The sequence below is a fragment of the Pseudomonas sp. GW821-FHT05D12 genome (assembly GCF_059419825.1).
Genome location: NZ_JBWKSN010000015.1, coordinates 134,217 through 156,065, shown reverse-complemented (window position 1 = coordinate 156,065; position 21,849 = coordinate 134,217). Strand labels below are relative to the sequence as shown.

The window sequence follows — 21,849 nt, the reverse complement described above, 5'->3', positions numbered from 1 at the left end:
GCGCTCAGCGCGGATTTTTCACGGCGTTGCTGCGAATCAAGGCCCGCACCGCGAAGCGGTTCGGGTGGCAGGCCTCGGCCACACTGCGCGGTAGGGGCAGCGGCTCGTTGTCCAGCCAGGCTGCCAGTAGCTCGCCGGACAGCGGCGCGGTGATCAGGCCCCGCGAGCCGTGTCCGCTGTTGACGTACAGACCGTCCAGCCACGGGCAGGCGGCTTGCGGGGCGTGGCGGGCGTCCTTGCGCAGCGCATCGTAGGCCTGGTCGAAGGCCTCGGGGTCGGCGAGCGGGCCGACAATCGGCAGGTAATCCGGACTGGTGCAGCGAAATGCAGCGCGGCCTTCCAGGGCATCCGGGGCGAGGCTGCCCGCCTGCAGGCGCCGGGCCAGGTCCGGGGAGATTTCCTCCAGCAGCTCGAGGTTGCCGGCATGCTCGGCAGCAGTGGGGGCGAGGTCATCGCTGTGGAAATTGAAGCTGGCCCCCAGTGTGTGTTCACCCAGGCGTGGCGGCGCCACATAACCTTCGGCGCACACCACCGTGGCCAAGGCCTGGCTGTCGGCGGTCTGGGGCAACCGGGTGATTTGCCCGCGAATACGCTTGAGGGGCAACGCGGCGCTGGCAGCAAAACGCTTGACCTCGGCGGCACCGGCCAGCACTACCACCGGGGCACTGGCCAGCAACTGCTCACCGTCCCAGGCCTGCCAATGGTCGTCGACTTTGCGCAGCTCCAGCACCTCGTGATGGGCCAGCACGTTGATCCCGGAGTGGCTTGCCTGCCACTGGCAGAGGGCGGGCGGGTGCGCCCAGCCACCTTCGGGGAAAAACAGCCCGCCATGCTCCAGGCCAACCCCGGCGCGCACCTGGGCCTGATCCCGGTCCAGCAGGTGCAGCAAGTCCGGAGCGAACGCCCCGGCCAGTTGCGCCTGGCGTTCGGCCTCCTTGGCATTGAAGGCCAGTTGCAGCACGCCGCAGCCATCCCAATCCACCCCCCGGTGCAGGTGTTCCAGCAGGCGCCGGGTATGCCCGAAGCCGCTGACAATCATCTGCGACAAGGCGGTGCCGTGGGCGGACAGCTTGAGGTACAGCACCCCCTGCGGATTGCCGGAGGCCTCCTGGGCCAGGGCCTCATGCCGCTCCAGCAGGCTGACCCGCCAACCGCGTGCGGCCAGGCTGGCGGCGCTGGCGCAACCGGCCAGGCCACCGCCGATCACCAGGGCGTGGCGCTCGCCATGGAGCGCGGGAGGGCGCGCGAACCAGGGTTTGACCGCAGCCGGCGCGGGCGTCTCGGCGGGCCAGCCGAGAAACTCACCGCGCAGGATTTCCCATTTATGACCGATGCCCGGCGTGCGCTTCATCTTGAAACCGGCGGCGTTGATCAGGCGCCGAACCCAGCCGGTGCTGGTGAAGGTGCTGATGGTCGAGCCGGGGGCTGCCAGGCGTGCCAGTTCGGCGAACAGCTCGGCGGTCCACATCTCGGGGTTTTTCGCCGGGGCGAAGCCGTCGAGAAACCACGCGTCGACCTGGGCGTCCAGTTGCGGCAATTGCTCCATGACATCGCCGACCAGCAGGGTCAGGGTCACCCGGCCGTTATCCAGCACCAGTTGCTGGAAGCCTGGATGAATGGCGATGTACTGGGCCAGCAGTTGCTCGGCGAAGGGCTGCAGTGGCGGCCAGAGGGCGAGGGCGCGCTGCAGGTCGGCGTGGCTCAGCGGGTACTTTTCCACGCTGACAAAATGCAGGCGCGCACCGGCCACGGCGTGCTGTTCGAACAACTGCCAGGCGCAGAGAAAATTCAAGCCGGTGCCGAAGCCGGTCTCGCCAATCACCAGCCGCCCGCCCACCGGCAGGGCCGCAAAGCGTTCCTGCAGGCGGTTCTGCTCGAGGAACACGTAGCGGGTTTCTTCAAGGCCGGACTTATCGGAGAAGTACACGTCGTCAAACACCCGCGAGTGCGGGCGACCTTGGTCATCCCAGTCGAGCTGGGCGTTGGGCAATACGGGGGTCATGGGCGGCTCATCATCAACGAAGCAGGCAACGGCAAGGCGGCCATTCTAGCCGATCAACTACCAACGCATTGATCCAAGGCAAGCGGCAGTGGAATTTCCTCCCGCGTGTCGTTGCCCAATCCGCTAGTCTTGCTGAATTCTGGAACGGAGCCGCCCATGTTCGAATCTGCCGAAATTGGTCACGCCATCGACAAAGACACCTACGACGCCGAAGTCCCGGCCCTTCGCGAAGCGTTGCTGGAGGTGCAGTACGAGCTGCAGCAGCAAAAGCGTTTCCCGGTGATCATCCTGATCAACGGCATTGAAGGGGCCGGCAAGGGCGAGACGGTCAAACTACTGAATGAATGGATGGACCCGCGCCTGATCGAGGTGCGCACCTTCGACCAGCAGACCGACGAAGAACTGGCCCGCCCACCGGCCTGGCGCTATTGGCGCCAATTGCCTGCCAAGGGCCGCATGGGCATCTTTTTCGGCAACTGGTACAGCCAGATGCTGCAGGGCCGGGTGCATGGCGAGATCAAGGACGCGCGGCTCGACCAGGCCATCGCCGGGGCCGAGCGCCTGGAGAAAATGCTCTGCGATGAAGGCGCGCTGATCTTCAAGTTCTGGTTCCACCTGTCCAAGAAGCAAATGAAAGCGCGCCTCAAGGCCCTGGCCGACGACCCGTTGCACAGCTGGCGCATCAGCCCGCTGGACTGGCAGCAGTCCGCGACTTACGACAAGTTCGTGCATTTTGGCGAGCGCATCCTGCGCCGCACCAGCCGCGACTACGCGCCGTGGCACGTGATCGAAGGCGTCGATGCGCACTACCGCAGTCTTACCGTGGGCAAGATCCTGCTCGAAAGCCTGCAAAATGCCCTGAAGCAGGCCAAGGGCAAGGCCAGCGGCATGAACCCGGCGCCGCTGCTGGCCTCGGTGGACCAGAAGAGTCTGCTCGACAGCCTCGACATGACGCTGAGCCTGGACAAGGACGATTACGAAGAACAGCTGATTACCGAGCAGGCCCGCTTCTCCGGCCTGATGCGCGACAAGCGCATGCGCAAGCACGCCCTGGTGACCGTATTTGAAGGCAATGACGCGGCGGGCAAGGGCGGCGCGATCCGGCGTGTCGCGGCGGCACTGGACCCGCGTCAGTACCACATCGTGCCGATTGCCGCGCCGAGCGAGGATGAACGCGCCCAGCCTTACCTGTGGCGGTTCTGGCAGAAGATCCCGGCGCGCGGCATGTTCACTGTGTTCGATCGCTCGTGGTACGGCCGCGTGCTGGTGGAGCGCATCGAAGGCTTCTGCACCCCGGCCGACTGGATGCGTGCCTACGGCGAGATCAATGACTTTGAGGAGCAACTGCGCGATGCGGGCGTGATCGTGGTCAAGTTCTGGCTGGCGATCGACAAGCAAACCCAATTGGAACGCTTCCAGGCCCGCGAAGAAATCCCGTTCAAACGCTTCAAGATCACCGAAGACGACTGGCGCAACCGCGAAAAGTGGGACGACTACCGCGCCGCCGTCGGCGACATGGTCGACCGCACCAGCACCGAGGTCTCGCCCTGGACATTGGTGGAAGCCAATGACAAGCGCTGGGCGCGGGTAAAAGTGCTGCGCACCATCAACCGCGCGCTGGAAGAAGCATTCGAGAAAAGCGACAAGCACGACAAGAAGAAAAAGAAATAAGCGCGAGGCAGTCGGCTTGGGGTGGAGAGCTGGCTTGTGGTGGACAGCTATGGTGGACAAAGCTGGTATTTAGTGGAGAGCCCGCTTTTTTTGTGGCGAGCGGGCTTGCCCCGCGTTGGGCTGCGCAGCAGCCCCAAAACCTGCCCACCCCTTCTAACTGAAGCCCTGCAGTGCCTGGGGTCAGGGCCGCTTCGCGCCCCAACGCAGGGCAAGCCTGCTCACCACAAGGGCCTGGCCGCCCAAACCCTCTGCACTCCAAACCCGCGTGGTGGACAGCCAGCGTTTAATGGAGAACCCGCTTTTTTGTGGCGAGCGGGCTTGCCCCGCGTTGGGCTGCGCAGCAGCCCCAAAACCTGCCCACCTCTTCTGACTGAAGCACCGCACTGCCTGGGTGAGGGCCGCTCCGCGCCCCAACGCAGGACAAGCCTGCTCACCACAAGGGCCTGGCAGCCCAAACTCTCTGCACTACAAACCCGCGTGGTGGACAGCCAGCTTTTAGTGGACAGTGGAGAGCCAGCTTTTTTGTGGCGAGCGGGCTTGCCCCGCGTTGGGCTGCGCAGCAGCCCCAAAACCTGCCCACCCCTTCTAACTGAAGCACTTCAGTGCCTGGGGCCGGGGCCGCTCCGCGCCCCAACGCAGGGCAAGCCTGCTCACCACAAGGGTCTTGCCACCCAAACCCTCTGCATTACAAACCCGCGTGGTGGACAGCCAGCACGTAGTGGAGAGCCAGCTTTTTTGTGGCGAGCGGGCTTGCCCGCGTTGGGCTGCGCAGCAGCCCCAAAACCTGCCCACCCCTTCTGACTGAAGCACTGCAGTGCCTGGGGCCGGGGCCGCTTCGCGCCCCAACGCAGGACAAGCCTGCTCACCACAAGGGCCCGGCCACCCAAACCCTGGCCACCCCTTCTAACTGAAGCACTGCAGTGCCTGGGTCAGGGCCGCTTCGCGCCCCAACGCAGGACAAGCCTGCTCACCACAAGGGCCCGGCCACCTAAACCCTCTGCCCTACAAACCCGCTGCACAACAACCTTCTGCACAACTAGACTTCTGCACAACACCCCTCTGCACTCCAAACCCGCGCACCACCCCATGCTTTTGTATATGCCAGGTGAATGATCATCGCGGCCGGGCGGGCGCGGATCTATCCTCGATTGATCTCCCAACAACGACAAGATCGAGGTAGCCCATGCGTGAAGTAGTGATCGTCGACAGTGTGCGAACCGGCCTGGCCAAGTCCTTTCGCGGCAAGTTCAACCAGACCCGCCCGGATGATATGGCGGCCCATTGCGTCAACGCACTGCTGACCCGTAACGGCATCGACCCGGCCAGTGTCGAGGATTGCATCGTCGGCGCCGGCTCCAACGAAGGCGCCCAGGGCTACAACATCGGTCGCAATGTGGCAGTGCTCTCGCAGCTGGGCACCGGCACGGCGGGCATGACCCTCAACCGATTCTGCTCGTCGGGCCTGCAGGCGATTGCGATTGCGGCCAACCAGATTGCTTCGGGTTGCAGCGACATCATCGTCGCCGGCGGCGTCGAGTCCATCAGCCTGACCATGAAAAGCGTCAACACCGACAACCTGATCAACCCGCTGCTCAAGGAGCAGGTGCCGGGGATCTATTTCCCCATGGGCCAGACCGCCGAAATCGTCGCGCGCCGCTACCACGTCAGCCGCGAAGACCAGGACCTCTATGCGCTGCAAAGCCAGCAGCGCACGGCCCAGGCGCAGGCCGACGGGTTGTTCGACGATGAAATCGTGTCGATGGCGGTCAAGTACAAGGTCGAGGACAAGAACACCGGCGCGGTGCAGGTCCTTGATGGCGTGGTCGATCGCGATGATTGCAACCGCCCGGACACCACCCTGGCCAGCCTCGCCGGGTTGAAGCCGGTGTTTGCCGAAGACGGCTCGGTGACGGCGGGCAACTCCTCGCAGTTGTCCGACGGGGCCTCGATGACCCTGGTGATGAGCCTGGAAAAAGCCCTGGCGCTGGGGCTCAAGCCCAAGGCGTTTTTCCGCGGCTTCACCGTGGCCGGTTGCGAGCCGGACGAAATGGGCATCGGCCCGGTGTTCTCGGTGCCCAAGCTGCTCAAGGCGCGTGGCTTGCAGGTGGCGGACATCGACCTGTGGGAACTCAACGAAGCGTTCGCCTCCCAGTGCCTGTATGCGCGCAATCGCCTGGAAATCGATAACGCCAAGTACAACGTCAACGGCGGCTCGATTTCCATCGGCCATCCGTTCGGCATGACCGGTTCGCGGCAAGTCGGGCACCTGGTGCGGGAACTGCAGCGGCGCAACCTGCGCTACGGCATCGTCACCATGTGCGTGGGCGGCGGCATGGGCGCCACCGGTCTGTTCGAGGCCGTCCGCTAGATCACCCGCCAATGTAGGCGCCGGCTTGCCGGCTCCTACAATTGAATTGCGCCGTAGCCCAATCCTTCTGCTTGCCCCTAGAATGCCCGTTCCACTTCCTCTGGCATCTGGGGCACTCATGCACATCTCTTCCGGCCGCTGGGTCTACGGTTTCTGCCTGACCCTGTTGACCGCGCTGCTCTGGGGCATCCTCCCGGTCAAACTCAAACAGGTCTTGCAAGTGATGGACCCGGTCACGGTCACGTGGTTTCGCCTGACGGTCGCCGGCAGTTGCCTGTTCCTGTACCTGGCGGCCACCAAGCGTCTGCCCAGCCGCAAAGTGCTCGGCCCCAAGGGCGGCTGGCTGGTGGCGATGGCCGTGTGCGGGCTGGTCGGCAACTACGTGTTGTACCTGGTGGGCCTGAACATGCTCAGCCCCGGCACCGCCCAGTTGGTGGTGCAGATGGGGCCGATCTTTCTGATGATCGCCAGCGTGTTTGTGTTCAAGGAGCGTTTCAGCCGGGGGCAGGTGCTTGGGTTGGTGGTGTTGATCGTGGGGTTTGGGCTGTTTTTCAACCAGCGCCTGGAGGAGTTGCTCACGTCTGTCGGCACTTACACCGCCGGCGTGCTGACCATCCTGCTCGCCACCTCGATCTGGGTGTTCTACGCCCTCGGCCAGAAGCAGTTGCTGACGGTGTGGAATTCGCTGCAGGTGATGATGGTGATCTACCTGTCCTGCGCGGTGCTGCTCACTCCCTGGGCGCATCCGCTGGAAGCGCTGGACCTGAGCCCATTGCAAGGCTGGCTGTTACTGGCGTGCTGCATGAATACCTTGGTGGCCTACGGCGCATTTGCCGAAGCCCTGGCCCACTGGGAGGCCTCGCGGGTCAGTGCGACGCTGGCGTTGACGCCGCTGGTGACGTTTGTCGCGGTGGCGCTGGCAGCCTGGCTGTGGCCGAACTACGTGCAGGCAGAAGAAATCAACGCGCTGGGATATTTCGGCGCGCTGGTGGTGATGCTCGGTTCGGCGGCCGTGGCGCTGGCCCCCTCGCTGCTCGCCGGGCTCAAGGCCCGGCGGCTGCGCATGGCGTCTTAGGCGCCCAGCATGTTTTCCGGGCGAACCCACTGGTCGAACTCTGCATCGGTGAGGTAGCCCAGTTCAAGGGCGGCCTCACGCAGCGTCAGCCCTTCGGCGTAGGCCTTCTTGGCAATCTCTGCCGACTTGTCGTAGCCGATGTGTGGGTTGAGCGCGGTGACCAGCATCAATCCGCGCTCCAGGTGCTCGGCCATTTGCGTGGCGTCGGGCTCGAGGCCGGCAATGCAGTGCTCCTGGAAGTTGTTGCAGCCGTCGGCCAGCAGGCGGATCGACTCCAGCAGGTTGTGGATGATCACCGGCTTGTACACGTTCAACTGCAAGTGCCCTTGGCTGGCGGCAATGCCGATGGTCACGTCGTTGCCCAACACCTGGCAGGCCAGCATCGACAGCGCCTCGCACTGGGTCGGGTTGACCTTGCCGGGCATGATCGAACTGCCGGGCTCGTTGGCCGGCAGCTTGACCTCGGCCAGCCCGGCGCGTGGGCCCGAGCCCAGCAGGCGCAGGTCGTTGGCGATTTTCATCAGGGCCACGGCCAGGGTTTTCAGCGCGCCGTGCAGGGTCACCAGTGGCTCGTGTCCGGAAAGCGCGGCGAATTTGTTGGGCGCCGTGACAAACGGCAGGCCGGACAGCGCGGCCAGCTCGGAGGCAATCGCCTCGCCGAAACCATGCGGCGCATTCAGCCCGGTGCCGACGGCAGTGCCGCCCTGGGCCAGCTCGCACACGGCGGGCAGGGCGCTGCGGATGGCGCGTTCGGCGTAGTCAAGCTGGGCGATAAAGGCTGACAGTTCCTGGCCAAAGGTGATCGGCGTGGCGTCCATCATATGGGTGCGGCCGGTCTTCACCAGTTTCATGTGCCGCGCGGCGAGTTCCGCGAGGCCGCCGGACAGATTGGCGATGCCCGGCAGCAACTGGGTGTGCACCGCCTGCACGGCCGCAATGCTCATGGCCGTGGGGAAGCAGTCGTTGGAGCTTTGCGAGCGATTGACGTGATCGTTGGGGTGCACCGGGCTCTTGCCGCCGCGGGTCTTGCCCGACAGCTCGTTGGCACGGCCGGCGATCACCTCGTTGGCATTCATGTTGCTCTGGGTGCCGCTGCCGGTCTGCCAGACGACCAGCGGGAATTGGTCATCATGCTGGCCGGCGAGCACTTCGTCGGCGGCCTGTTCTATCAGGCGGGCGATGTCGGCGGGCAAATCGCCATTACGGTCGTTGACCCGCGCGGCGGCCTTCTTCACCAGGGCCAGGGCGTGCAGCACCGCCAGTGGCATGCGCTGCTCGCCGATGGCGAAATTCACCAGCGAACGTTGGGTCTGGGCGCCCCAGTAAGCGTCATCCGGGACGGCGACTTCTCCCAGGCTGTCGGTTTCGATACGGCTCATCGGGCACACTCCTTCAGGTTCGTTTGCGCAGTTTAGGCCTTGATGGGCCTATGGGGTTCCCTAAAAGACTTTTCATCAGATTCATCCCGTGCCAATCCAGGCCGTACAAGGCCCGGGGTTGAGCCGCAGCGTTTTTTAGGCGCAGAATGGGCGCCCTTGGGGTCTTACCTCGCCTGCTAGAAAAGGAAACTCGATGACTCGTCTTCGTGCCATCTGTACCGCGGTTGCTCTGGTTTGCGCCAGCGGCCAGGTTTTTGCCGATACCGCCAGCCACAACGCCAGTGCCGAAGCCTTCCTTACCCTGGCCCACGCCGACAAGCTGGGTACCCCGGTGTACATGCAAGTGCAGCAAATGTTCGCCCAGCGTTTCGAACAGACCAAGGCGCCTGCCGCCAAGCAGTCCGTACTGGACAGCTACCAGGCCAAGGCCAACGCCGCCCTCGACCAGGCCATCGGCTGGCCGAAGCTGAAACCCGACATGGTCAAGCTCTACACCAGCAACTTCAGCGAATCCGAGCTCAAGGACCTGGTCGCGTTCTACCAGTCGCCACTGGGCAAGAAAGTCCTCGAGAAAATGCCGCAGCTGACCCAGCAATCGGCCCAGATGACCCAGGAAAAACTGGAAAGCGCCGTACCGGTGGTGAACAAGCTGTTGGAAGACATGACCAACGAGCTGACGCCAAAAGCCGCCGCACCGGCCAAGAAGAAGTAAGCAGGAATGAGCATGCAACAGCGTATCGAAACGGCACTTGCCGCCCTGGGCCCGGACCACTTGAGCGTGCTGGATGAAAGCCACATGCACAGCCGTGGGCTGCAAACGCACTTCAAGGCCGTACTGGTCAGCCCGCAGTTCGAGGGGCTCAACCGCGTCAAGCGCCACCAGAAGGTCTACGCCACCCTGGGTGACCTGATGAGCGAATTTCATGCGCTGGCGCTGCACACCTACACGCCTGAAGAATGGGCGAAAATCGACGCAGCCCCGGCCTCGCCGACCTGCGCCGGCGGGCACTGAGCCCGCAGCCCAAGGCCTGCGGGCGCGGCGCGTTCGCGCTCGCAGGTTGCCGTATCCTGTGCCTGTAATTAGACACATAAAACATCCTCGCAGTACCCCCCACGCCCTAAAGGGGTTCCCTAGACTTTTTTGACCTTAGCTGATCAGGTCATGAGTTTATGTCCACTTCTTTGCATCGAAATACACCGACCTTGAAGGCCATGGATCCCCGCGGGCTGGCTGTGCGTGCTGTTCACTATCATCGTGAGAGTGTGACGCAGGCTCCGCAGGCACGGGTCACCCGCCAGGTTTTTGGGGCCAATGGTCTTTTGCTCAGCCAGTGGGACCCGCGGCAATTTGCGCGCGGCGCTGCGGGTGTGGCGTCACAATCGACCATTTACAGCCTGTCGGGCGAGCCTGTGCGCACCGAGAGCGCCGATGCCGGCTGGCGCCTGCTGATACATGGTGAAGCAGGGCAGCTGTTGCATCGCTGGGATTCGCGTCTAGCTCATCACGAGCGGCGCTACGACCGCCTGTTACGCCCAGTGGCCGTGTTTGAACAGGCAGCGAATGAGCCACGGCCGCGTTGTGTCGAGCGCCTGACCTATGCGGCCGCCGAACCCGCCGAGGCGGCCGTCAACCGTTGTGGTCGGCTGATTCGCCACGCGGACCCGGCCGGTGTCTTGGTGATGGATGAGTACGGGATCGATGGAAGCGTCACCCAGCAGACTCGACGGTTTCGCTTGGATGCGTCGGCAGTTGACTGGCCATCCAGTCATGACGAACAAGCCGAACAGCTGGAGCCCAAGGCCCACACTACGACCTGGCGCTACGATGCCACGGGGGCGCAGCTGGAGCAGGTCGACGCCCAGGGCAATCGCCGACACTGGCTCTATGGGCAGCAAGGCTGGCTGAAGGAGGTTGCGCTGACCCTCCGTGGCGGCTCACGCCGGGTTTTGACGCACCAGCGCGTGTACAACCCCAGCGGTCTGGTGATCTCCGAACGCATGGGCAATGGCGTTACCCAGCTGGCGAAATACGCCGCTGAGGATAATCGTCTGTTGCAACTGACGGTGCATCGCAAGGGCGAGGCCGCCAAGCCTTTACAGGACCTTGTGTACGAGTACGACCCGGTAGGCAACATCCTCAGCCTCAGCGACCAGGCGCAGCCGACGCAATGGCACACTAATGCGCGTATTGATGCGGTCAACCGTTACCAGTACGACAGTCTGTACCAGCTGACCCAGGCCACCGGTCGGGAAAATGCCGGCAACAGCGGTGGCCAGGCGGCGCCGGGACGGGTGACGTTCGGTGCAACTGACACCGGGCTCTGGCGCAATTACACCCAACATTACCGTTACGATGAACATGGCAACTTGACGAGCCTTCGCCATGTGCCGAGTAGCGGAGCCGGTCATACCCGGGACATGCGTGTCGCTGCGGGCAGCAATCGCGCGTTGCCGGTGACTGACGGTGCACCGCGGCAATGGGCAATGATGTTTGATGCCAATGGCAACCAACACGTGCTCGGCAGCGGCCAACAGTTAGGCTGGGACGTGCGGAATCAGCTTACCCATGTGACTCAGGTGTGGCGTGAGCAGGGTGATCCGGATGTGGAAAGTTACCTCTACGACGGCCAGGGCCAACGGGCAGCCAAAATCAGAAGCCAGCAGGTCGCGGGGAAACCCCATACACAACTGACATGCTACTTGCCGGGTTTGCGCCTGCATGTACAAGCAGGCAAGCGCTTGAACGTGCTGGAGATCAATATCGGCGGCGGTCATGTCACGGTGTTGCAGTGGGAGCAGGGTCGCCCCAGCGATATGAAAGACGAGCACGTGCAATTCAGCCTCCTCGATCACCTCAATAGCAGCTTGCTGGAACTGGACGAGCAGGCCCAGTTGCTGAGCCAGGAGCATTATTATCCTTATGGCGCGACGGCGTGGTGGGCTACCAACGATACGCAGCGAGCTCGCTATAAGGTTCGCCGCTACGCAGGTAAGGAGCGCGATGCGACAGGGTTGTATTACTACGGATCGCGGTATTACGCGCCGTGGCTGCAACGCTGGATCAGCCCGGACCCGTTGGGCGATGTGGACGGCCTGAACCTGTATGCGATGACCCTGGGCAACCCCTTGCTGTTCAGGGATGTTGATGGCGAGCAAGTGTCTTTTGGCGAGCAATTCCAACCCAGTCGAGGCGATATCCTTTTCGGCTTGGCCAACACCGTGCGGATCTATCGCAGCTTCTGGTCAAAGCTGACGGCACGCGGGGACATCATGGCTGCCTATTTCGGCGTCGAGGAGATGGGGGCGGCAACTGCGGCGCTGGCCGCAAGTGTCGACGCGTACATTCGGCGCGGGCTCGGCAGGATCGGCGAGTCCGAGTATGAGCAAACGATCGCAGAGCAAGGCGGGCAGGTCGCACGGCAATTCTATGGCGCTATTGTGTCCAAGTATTCGGGCTGCACATCGACCACCGCCAACCGGGAGTTCGCAAAGAAATTCGTCAGTGATTTTTCTTCCAGTGACTATTCCTTCGAACGCACCCTTGAAGGCTACATAGATGTGAACTTGAGTGCGTTCCAGCACAAGCTGGTCAACCGCGCCAGCAAGTCGGCGTTGAAGACGCTGACGGATCCTCAGAGCCTGCGCCAGGCGCACTTTGCTCTGGATGATCTGGACATGGACGTTGTGATCAATAAGTCCGCGGTTTCTGCCACGGGTTCTGAGCTGCGCTGGCTGTATCGGCATCGACAGCAACTGGCAGGCCGCGTGACGTTCTATCGGCATCAACAACGGGTCGACGCCCCTTGGGAGTCCGACTCCTCCGCGTGGCGTCGCTATAAACCCGCCAGTTCAAGGGCTTCACGGACGGCGGCACGTTGAGTGAACAACGCAGTTTGGCCGTCTCTCAAAGGTGAGACGGCCACGCTTCCCCAGGCTTCAGTGTTCAGCCGAGGGGTCTACCTGCGCTCCAGACGTATCATTTTCATCCTCGCTGACGGTGTACCAGGCCCAGTAGGTGATTTGCCGTAGTGTTTTCCTGGCGGTGAGGGTGCGGGTGGGGCGGCCGAGGGAGTCATGGAACTGCCTGTCGCCAGGCAGGAACTGCTGCAGGGACTGACCGTCGATGTACCGGTGGCGGTCGGCGTAATAGGTGCGATACACCCGCATGATCCGCCCCGTGGGGCTGTACTCGGTGTGTTCGCTGACACACCAGCGCGGATCAGCCTGAACCGTCTGGAGGGCGCCGTCCTTGACCGTCAGGTCCGCGTTGGCGCCCACCGCACAGGCCGGCCCCGGCTCGGCTTGTTGTTTGCTTTGCAAGATGCGCCCGAAGCCGTCATGGGAGACCAGGCTCATGTGGATGAGCTGTTCCTGATCGTGGGTATAGCGATCAGCTGCCAACATCAGGCTTCGGGCGGGTTCGCGCTGGGCCTTCTGGATCAAGTCGGACAAGGCTTTCTCGCTCGCACTCAAGGCGCTGGCCTTTTTTTTCAGGCGCAACCGGGCGGTGGCGCGTATGTGCCCGTCTGGTGAGACATAGCGCTGGGTGACCCAGTGCGCCTGCCTGTCCGTCGGTGCGATCGAACCCATCCAACTGAATGGATCGTAGAGCCAGGCACGGGCTGCCTCGCCGAGGATCGTTGCGGGTGCTTGAATGGCGGATTCGATGGATGCGTCTACCGGCCGTCGATACGCCGACAATGGCCCGAAGCCGACGGACGTTGCCGATGCTTGCCCGTGGATACTGGTCGCGAGCAAGCGACCGAACGCATCGTAGAGCGCTTGCTCGGTCGTGCCGTTTGGATCGGTGATGCTGATCGGCTGGAGCAGGCGGTAGTCATGCTGGACGCGGGTGATGCAGCCGTCGGGTTGTTTGACCTGGATGACCTGAAGCCCGTAAGGGTCATAGGTCAGCGTGGTTTCGCCCTCGGCCTGAGTCAGGCGCCAAGTGTGTAGACGAAAGAAGTGTTTGGCGTTGAAGTAGCGCGGAAACTGACGGCGAATTGACCAGAGGGGGGACGATTGGCGTTCCTGGTCATTGGCATGAAAAAACAGCGCCATGGGCCGGTAACCGATTCGGCCCAGGCGGCTCGGCAGGTCTTCGGCGGGTAGGCCCGGCATGTCGGGAATTTTCTCCAGTGCCTGGAGCGCATTGGGGGCCAGTTCAGCGCTTTCTTGATAATCCGCCAGCCCCTGGAAGTTTGCTGTTCCAGGGGGCAAGGTTTGCCCTTTGCCACCCGGTTCGCGGTAGTGCTGGATCGTCAAGCCGCTCAGCTCGCGCGGTGCTTGTGGCCCCAGTGGACCAGAAAGCCGGTCGATCAATATCTCGTAGCGGATAGCCGACGCGTTCAACCCCGCAGGTGGCTGCCCGTCAGGCAGGGTCCAGGCGTTGTTGCGTTGACGATAGGGCAATCCCAATCGCCATTGGTCGTCGTTGGGTTGATGAATCCACTGCGCCAAGGTTTCGCGCAGATAAAACACCTGCTGAGCCGGGTCGTGGGTGTCACGCCACCATTGTCGCTGATGCTCATCCTCGAGCAGTGCCGGGGGTGTATCACTGACCGTCTTGCGCCGCGCGCCATGCACCGTGACGCTGTGGACCAGGCTGGCGTAGGCATCCCAGCGCAAGTTGACCTGGTGTTCGCAGACCGGATCATCGGGCACCTGTTCGTATTGATAATGCACGGACTCCAGCGTCAGCGGCAGCATTCGCGGCCAGGGTTGCGAGCCGGATGCCGGGGGCAAGCGACGGACCAGATAGCGGTACTGCTGCACCGAATAGGGTGTGCTGTTGGCCGGGTCAAGGGCGAACACTTCCACCCGCAGCGGCAAGCCCCTGAGCGCGTAGGTTGCCGCCTGTGTCTCCGGTGGCGTGGGCGACGCGATCAAGCGGTCGTGATGGTCGGTCGGTTGCGGCTGTTGGGGGGCATCATGTGTCGCCAGCAACGTGCGGCCGAGTGTGATGGCGTCAGGGTCGTGCTGGCTGTAGTCGTCCTTGGGCATATCCAGCGCCTGGCCGGTGTGAAACCAGCGTTTGGTGTGCGTCCCTGCTCCGGGCGCGTCATGGGTGCCGGTCTCGATGTCGGTTTGAAGCAGCAAGCCAAAACCCTGGAAGGCGCGTTCATGGGGGTCGTAAAACCCTTGGCGATAGCTGAAATGCTGGGTCAGTGTGTGATGACTGATCTCATCGCGCTGCCTCTGGCGTTTAACCAGGGTCAGTGCGAAGGGCAATCGGCAGACGGCCTGCCTGCCTTCGGCCTGGTGCTGCCTTTTCTCGTCCAGCCATTCCTGGGCACTGCTGCGGTAGCTCACCTCTACTTGGGCGCCCAGATTGTTGTTGGTAATGCTGAGTAGACAAGGCCTGCTATCAAAAAAATCGTAGCGCCAATGGCGAGGGTGTGGGTGCGTGACGCTGATGATCAGGCTGGCGTAACCGTTGCCTTGCAGGTCCGCCACGCTCACCTGGCATAAGGCGTCATGCTGAACGCCTGATGGCCAGGGTAGGACCAACGGGGTTTTGGCAAAGCCATTGCCGCCCTTGTTGGTGAAAATGCGTACCTCATGGGGCGTCAGGTACAGCAAGTCGCTGGCACCGCAGCCATCCAGATCCGCCAGCAACACGTTGGAAGCATTGAACGTCGTTTCCCTGAAAGGCAAGGTGGCCAATACTCTCCCTTTGCCGAATCGCCCATGGCCCAGGTTGGGCCAGCATTTGATTTCGTTGTGTCGTATACGCACCAGGTGCTGCTGGCCGCTGCCAAGTATGTCGCTGAAGCCAACCCAGTCGGCGGAAGAACCGAGGAAGGACGGTAAGTCGTCGCCGTCGATCGTGTGCGCCTGCTCGATGCCCTGCTGGAAACCGCTATGCCGGTTGGCATACAGGCGCACGCTACGCGGGCCCACCAGTGCGATATCAGCCAAGCCGCTGCTCATCAGGTCGGCAAATATCGCATGGGTGTGTAGGAACTCCACCGGGAACGCATCGAACCGTACGAACCCCGCGTCTTTACGTTGTGGGGCCAGGCTGAAGAAACCGCTCATGCCCGGTCGGGCCAGGACCCATTCCAGCCGACCGTCACCATCGATATCGAGCAAGGCCTGATAGACCGGGCGTGAACCGTCCGCCACGGGAATTGCGGGCAGTTCTTGAGCGGGAGCGTACGTCACCCCATCGCCTGTAGACGCCTCATCTCGCTGGGGTGCCCGGTAGTACCAGGCTTGATCACCGCGGTACAAGATTCCCGGTAAGCCCTCGCCGAATAGATCCACCAGTTGATAGCGCTGGCCGTCATTGAGACCGGGCACGTCCACAAAACGCTGGTAGCGGCGGGCATCCAGTTTCAGGCCTGAGTATTGATACAGATATTCTTGCGGCGGCAGGCTGGTGAGCGTTCCCTGGGCGTCAACCGCCTGCTCGTGAACCGCTAGCAAGGTGTTGAGCCCGTTGGGAAAGGTTTTGTGTTCGAACCGCAGGCGTTTGACCAAGACGGGGGAGGGGCCCATGTCGGGGGCATCTGCGAAGGCGTGAAACATCAGGATTTGCCGACACAGTCGCAGCGTTCGTAGTTCAAAACCGTAGATGAAACTGGAAAACGGATCTTCGCGTGGAAGCCACGGGTTGAGCGCGTCGTAGGAAGGCAACTTGTCGTTGGCGGTGGTGCGTTGACCGTAGTCGAACAGCAGGTAAAAGTGCCACGCCTGACGGGACAAATCGTCATTCTTGAGCAAATACAGCGTCTCTTTTTCCCTCGCCATGACGTTGCCGTAACACACTTTATGCAGATAACGCTGGGCCCGGCTGTCATGGGGTTCCGTGCGAGTATCGGTCTCGGCCAGGTATTGGTAACCGATATGCTCGCCATGGGCGTTCAGGCTTTCCTCAAGCAGCCATTGCGCCACATGGCTCAGGTTATCGGGATCAGCGATACGCGCCGCAGGCGTTTTGCCGTACACGTGCCGGCTGCCGTCAGCCGCCTGGATCAGCCAGAACCCGGCCGCATCGCCCTCTGAACGCCAATGCTCGACGCGCTCGAAGCGCTGTTCGACCCTCGGAAAGTAGCGCGTGACGACGTAGTGGCGGCCTAGCGGCACGTGGTCAAAACTATCGCGTTGTGTCTCTACAAGCGTGCCCGCGGCGGTGCGTTCGGGCATCCATTGCTGTGCATCCGGACCCTGGAATGTATCGGCTGCGGTGTAATCGGGGACGCCCTGCTGGGTACGCCGTGTGACGGCACCCGGATTGACGTCCCAGCCGAAACCGAACGCACTGTTACCCGCCGTGCTGCGATAGATCAGTGACAACGTAGGTGCATAACCACGGCCAGTGGAAATCGGCAACCCAACCTCAAAAGTCGCCGTGCCATCAGCGCCCACGTTGCCCCAGCCTTTGGCGACGCCCTCGATGGCGGAGCTGGCTTTAGGCAGCGATGGCACCTTGAGGGGCGATTCATTCGCCTGAGTGCTCATGTTTCACTCCTGCCAGGCCTGGCCGTGTAGCGCACATGAATGATGATGTCGGTGATGGATTCAAGCAGGTTTTTTTGTTGCAGCGGATTGGGAAAGTTCAAGCGCCAGCACGAAACCGCCCCCGTGTATTCAAACGGCAGGTAGCGTGGGTCGTTGTCGAAGTTGAGCGTAAACAGCCCGTTGTCGTCCAGGCCGCGTGACAAGGCGATTTGCTGGTGTGCCCTGAAGTCGGTCCTGAGGGTGCCATCGGGCATCTGGAGTTCGTTTCGGGTCTGGGTCAGTGTTGCCTTGATGTCTTCATAAGGTCCCAGCAAGGCGGGTAGTGTGACGCTGACATGCTTGATCCTGCGCAGGGTCTGCCCAGGGTAGTCCTCATCCAGGAGCGCTTGAGTCAGGGCGAAGCTGATGGTGCCGCTGCTGACCAATTGCGCTTTATGTTCAGTCCAGGTTTTGGCAGGCGCGGTGATTTTGAAGGTCTGTTGGCCGGTCGCGACCTGACACTCGATCAGGCGATGGCGCAGTGACATGGTTTTGCTGATTTCCAGCTCGCGAGGTGTGTGTTGCAGGTACGCGGTGTTCATCTTCACCAGGTTCAGTTTCAAGCTTTCCGCGCTCAGCAGTCCTCGGCAGGTGTGATGCCAGGCCCCACCTTGGAAGAACTGCCGGCTGTCGGTGGTTTCGTACTGCCAGCAGGCTTCAGCGGCCAGGCACAGGGAGTGGACGTTGTCATACAGCGCGTAATAGAACGTGCTCAGTTGGGCCGTGAGCCATTGATAGAGCTGTGTCCCGGTAAAGCGCATGCCGAGTAATTGGTAGGCTGACTTGGCCTGGGCCAATGCGGTGTGGGCACTGCGTAGTTGCAGGCGAGTGGCTTTTTCCTGCTCGGCATGCACCAGCAGCAGGGTGTCGATCTGGGCCAGTTCCAGGCGAGCCTGTTGTTCGGCGTGGGCCCATTCTTGAGCGCGACGATTTAACTGTTCAGTGCGCTCCAATTCGTTACCGTTGGCGCGGGCGATGTTGGCTTCGCCCTGGGCGAAGGCCTGATAGGCATGAAACGCCCCCTCCCAACGCATCCCGCCGGACGACGTGCCGAAGATATTCGGCAACAGCATGGCGGCGCCGGCGCCTATACCGGCAATCGCGACTTTTCTCTCCCAGGCGGCGCTCTCGAGATAGTGTTGGCCGGCCGAAATTTCACCGGTGCTGATGCCTTCGCTGAGCTGGCGTGTCAGGAAGTCCAGTCGCCCCTCGACGATTGCTCGGCTGCGACGCAGGGCATCTTTGTTTTTTTCATCGATGGCAACGGCCTGGGTCTGTTGGGTCAGCACCAATTCGGCCAACTGCCAGGCGTTTTGCTGTTGCACCTCAAGGTAGTGCGCCTGTTCCTTGCGCTCGATCAAGGTGAGCAGGGTGGTGCCGAACTGCGCCAGGCTGTCGACCGCGCTCAAGGCGTGCCCCAGCATGACCTGGAACCGGTAGTGACCCACTTCAGGGCGGACCAGTGGCAATGTACTGGCGTCACCCGCAGCGCCCTGTGCATTTCGCGTCAGCAGCGCGGCAGGGGACAAGGGGGGCGCAAAGAGTGTCTGGCGCAATGGCTTGCCGGAAATATCCAGATGATGGCGAAGCCCGTGCAGGCGACTTTCCAATATGTCCCAGCGTGCGACCAGTTGCGTGTTCAGCGGGCGGAACAAATAGGGGCTGTCCATGAGCCAAGTGTGTTGCCCTGTGGTCTTGCAGTGCCGGGACAGTACGGTGGTGTATTCGGGTTGATGTTCCAACTGGCGGATGGCCTGGGAGGACACCGTCGCCAGTGCGTCCAAGGTGCGGGAGGTCCAGGTATCGGCACGTGTGACCGTCGGGCGCATGCCGAGCAGGTTCTGCGCCTGGATGTACCAGAGTTTGGCTTCGGCCAGGCTGTCGGGGCTCACTTGGCGATAAGCCGCGTCGCCCCGGTTGATCAGGATATCCACATTGAGGTGGTACAGCGCCTTACGCAGGTATGTCGGAAAGCTGAGAGCCAGGTAATGCGGGCTCTCGGGGTGTTGGCAGGCGAAGCTCAGTTCTACCGGGTTGCCTGGCAGGGCACTGAGGGCCCCGGTGTCTGGGTGGAGTGGGTCGAACAGGGCGTGCAACCAGGTCTGGGCGTGAGCGTATTGCTGCTGCTGGTTGAAGTAATGGGCGATGGTCCAGGGTAAGTAGATAAACAGTTCGCGCAAATTTTTACCGTGCGCGCCCTGGAAATCCGGGGGCTCGGGGGTGGCGTCCGCAGTCAGTGCCGGTTCCCTCCAGTCATCGGGGGAGCGTAAAAATACTGGGTCGAAGCTGACCGTGGAATGTTGGGTCAGTTGACTCGCCACCGTGGTGTTGAGTCGGATGGCCGGGACACTCGGGGCGAAGCTTGTGGAAAAATCAATCCACTCGTGGGTCGCTCCGGTGTTTTGCTGTTGGCGCGTAATTCGTGGGGAATGCGCGGGCTTGTCGACGGCAACGGAGGTGGCAAGGGCGCATTTGATGGCCTTGAGTGCATAGCCGAGGACAGTCACCTGGTTCTCTCTGCTCTCAAGCGTGATGACCCCATGGATCAGCGTGATGGCTGATGCGGGTTGCTCATTGGGTAACTTTACCCGCGTACTTGCCAGGTGCCCGGCTGCGAGTTCGGGGGAGGCGCCTACCAGACTCTCGTGATCGAGGTCCGAGTCGTTGAGGATTTGGGCAGTGTTGTTATTAATGGCTTGCGGAGTGGGCACGTCCTTTAGTTTGGATTGCATGATGACGTGCTTGTAGAAGCGCAACGTCGGCGTGGAAGTGTTACCCAGCTCCAGCCTCACGTCATTCACGAAGTGCAGTTTCGGGTTGGCGACTTCATCACCTGGCAGGTGGTAGCCGCTGTAACGGTCGAGTATCACCAGGAAGGGATCCTGATGATGGGTATACAAGTGGAGGAATGCATTTTTGTTGAGAAACTTCCCTGCCAGGGAGTATTCGAAGATGGGAAGGTATTGGTCGGTATGCCCGGGTCTCGGGTCCGGCCTTGATTTCATCTCTTTCTCAAGCCTGAACAATATGGAGTCTTTGTCATAAATGGCATTGGAATAGCTTTTTCCGGTCTTGGGGTTTTTAAAGAACATCGAGTGATACGTGGCGTCTGCACTGGGATGTATCGCGCAGTCGATCCTGATGACCGAACCGCTGATGAGTTCAACTTCGGACAAGGTCGAGTCATGCAACGCCGACTGGGTGCTCAGGGTAATGCTCATCTCGGAGTACCGGGATGCAAGGGTGATGCTGTACGTCTGCAGAAAGGGCTTGACGATTCTTGAGGTGAAGACGAATTCGTTGGTGGCGGGATCAAAGGCGGTGGTGGCTGTATCGGCGGCGACTATGGCTGTGCTTTTGGATTCAAAGTCCCACGTTCGCTGATCTTCGATCTGGGGTGTTTGAGCGTCCAGGACTACCGTTCTTTCGTCTTGTTCCTGCGCCAGGCGTGTCTTGAACTGTAAGTTGTCTTTGTTTATATCGAAAAACAGACGGAAGTATTGGTGAGCGAACGGCGGAAGTAACGCGCTGGAAAACAGGTTGTCCTTGTCGACGCCGCCCAACAACGCTTTCTGTAGTGGCGTGTTTTGTGTGGATTCATAGGCTTCCAGCAATCGGAGGGCTTCCTGGGCTACGGCTGAACCTGGCACGATTTTGTAGCGGCCGGGGCTGCCTGCGCTGGCGACGATTTTTATGCTCAATGACTGATCGATACTGATGGCTTGGAAGAATTCGCCCATTTGATCGCTGCCATGATTCAGCGTGTTGGCGCGTATACCCAGGAACAGGGTGTGATGAGAGCGGCTATCGACTACGGCAATGGTCTGCGTGATGCCGATAAGTTGCGCTGGCGTGAGTGCGTTGATACCCCGCGTGACGCAGTGCTCTTCCAGTCCCGTGTGCGCAAAGCTCCAGGTGCCATCCAGTTTTTTATAGGAAAAGCACAGGCGAAACTTCACGAACTGGCTGTTCAGCCATTCAGCCTGGCGTTGTTTTTCATCCCCGTCCTCTTCGTTGTCGCCATTGCCATTGCCATTGCCCTGTGCCTTGAAGGAGTGGTGCGGGGCAGGCTTGATGATCTCGGCCCAAACCATAAATAGCCGCTGATTGAACAGGACGGGACGGATACTGTGGGCCGGTGTATCGGCGCCAAACGTCAGGTTGATGGGTTTCCAGTCTGTCCAGGCCAGAGGTGCAGGCGCGTCGGGGTTGGCGGTCGAGCGTTTGGACAGGTCCAGCGAACGCCAATAATAGATGCTGTCGGTGGCGGACTTGCCGACGAAATAATAAGTGCTGGTCTCCAACTGTCCGACATTGCCATCAATGTAGCCATTGAGCGTTTGAATGCTGGCGACCTCTTCGAACCGTGACAGGAAGCCTTGCACGGCCTTCAGTGCGGTGTCGGGTTGGAGTCGATGCTGTTGGAGTTCGTTTTCCAGTTGCGCAAAGCTGTCGCTCTTGTCCTCGCGCAGCGTGGGGTCGAGGAAATTTTGCGGGTGATAGCGCAGTTGCTGGCTGGCGCTCCAGAGGGGGTAAGTGTGCAGGGAGTTCTGCCAGGCCAGGGTCTCGTGTGGCGACATGCCCGGGGTCTCATAACCCGGTTCGAGGCCTGAGTGGATGCGGTTTATGTAGTGTTGCAGGCTGGTGATCGCACTGGCGACCGGGCTGGTCGGCACTGCCTCGCTGACTTGTACGTCCAGTAGCCAGTAGTCGTACAGGTCGTTGGGTGTCTGCAACGCGTCTTTAAGGTCGGCGCTGATGCAGTGAGCCAGATAGTAGCTCAGCATGGCATCACGCCTGGCTTCATTAAGCCGTTGGTCGAGGTTCTCAGACATAGTCATTCCTTGAG

The 21,849-nt window shown here is 61.5% G+C and carries 10 protein-coding genes; 6 read left to right on the top strand and 4 right to left on the bottom strand.

The annotated features are described in order from the left end of the window. Positions 1-4: 4 nt before the first annotated feature. Positions 5-2,002 (bottom strand): bifunctional tRNA (5-methylaminomethyl-2-thiouridine)(34)-methyltransferase MnmC2/FAD-dependent 5-carboxymethylaminomethyl-2-thiouridine(34) oxidoreductase MnmC1, encoded by a 1,998-nt coding sequence (gene mnmC / locus AC07SI_RS25630; protein ID WP_495006751.1) that lies wholly within the window; start codon positions 2,000-2,002, stop codon positions 5-7. Between the two features lie 156 nt (positions 2,003-2,158). Between mnmC and pap the strand changes: the two genes are divergently transcribed. From pap to AC07SI_RS25615, 3 genes are all read left to right on the top strand, one after another. After that, complete coding sequence (pap, locus tag AC07SI_RS25625; protein ID WP_065904299.1) at positions 2,159-3,673, top strand: polyphosphate:AMP phosphotransferase; 1,515 nt, start codon at positions 2,159-2,161, stop codon at positions 3,671-3,673. A gap of 1,183 nt (positions 3,674-4,856) precedes the next feature. Further along, positions 4,857-6,041: a thiolase family protein gene (locus tag AC07SI_RS25620; protein ID WP_106803077.1), complete on the top strand. Its 1,185-nt coding sequence runs from the start codon at positions 4,857-4,859 to the stop codon at positions 6,039-6,041. 118 nt (positions 6,042-6,159) lie between these two features. Then, positions 6,160-7,116 carry a DMT family transporter gene (locus AC07SI_RS25615; RefSeq protein ID WP_495006750.1) on the top strand — a complete coding sequence of 319 codons (957 nt, stop codon included), beginning with the start codon at positions 6,160-6,162 and terminating at the stop codon, positions 7,114-7,116. Here the strand turns inward: AC07SI_RS25615 and AC07SI_RS25610 are convergent. Then, positions 7,113-8,495 (bottom strand): class II fumarate hydratase, encoded by a 1,383-nt coding sequence (locus AC07SI_RS25610; RefSeq protein ID WP_065904309.1) that lies wholly within the window; start codon positions 8,493-8,495, stop codon positions 7,113-7,115. The genes AC07SI_RS25615 and AC07SI_RS25610 overlap by 4 nt on opposite strands. A gap of 193 nt (positions 8,496-8,688) precedes the next feature. Between AC07SI_RS25610 and AC07SI_RS25605 the strand changes: the two genes are divergently transcribed. From AC07SI_RS25605 to AC07SI_RS25595, 3 genes are all read left to right on the top strand, one after another. Continuing rightward, positions 8,689-9,207: a DUF2059 domain-containing protein gene (locus AC07SI_RS25605; protein ID WP_025855033.1), complete on the top strand. Its 519-nt coding sequence runs from the start codon at positions 8,689-8,691 to the stop codon at positions 9,205-9,207. Between the two features lie 6 nt (positions 9,208-9,213). Continuing rightward, positions 9,214-9,507 carry a BolA family protein gene (locus tag AC07SI_RS25600; RefSeq protein WP_065904311.1) on the top strand — a complete coding sequence of 98 codons (294 nt, stop codon included), beginning with the start codon at positions 9,214-9,216 and terminating at the stop codon, positions 9,505-9,507. 158 nt (positions 9,508-9,665) lie between these two features. Next, positions 9,666-12,374, top strand: a complete 2,709-nt coding sequence (locus tag AC07SI_RS25595; RefSeq protein ID WP_495006749.1) for an RHS repeat-associated core domain-containing protein — start codon at positions 9,666-9,668, stop codon at positions 12,372-12,374. A 57-nt stretch (positions 12,375-12,431) separates the two neighbouring features. Here AC07SI_RS25595 and AC07SI_RS25590 read toward each other — a convergent pair whose 3' ends face one another. Both AC07SI_RS25590 and AC07SI_RS25585 read right to left on the bottom strand, forming a co-directional pair. Next, entirely contained in the window at positions 12,432-16,961 is a 4,530-nt protein-coding gene (locus AC07SI_RS25590) for a SpvB/TcaC N-terminal domain-containing protein (RefSeq protein ID WP_495006748.1), read from the bottom strand. Beyond that, positions 16,958-21,835: a Tc toxin subunit A-related protein gene (locus AC07SI_RS25585; protein ID WP_495006747.1), complete on the bottom strand. Its 4,878-nt coding sequence runs from the start codon at positions 21,833-21,835 to the stop codon at positions 16,958-16,960. The genes AC07SI_RS25590 and AC07SI_RS25585 overlap by 4 nt, the downstream gene beginning before the upstream one ends. Positions 21,836-21,849 lie beyond the last annotated feature (14 nt).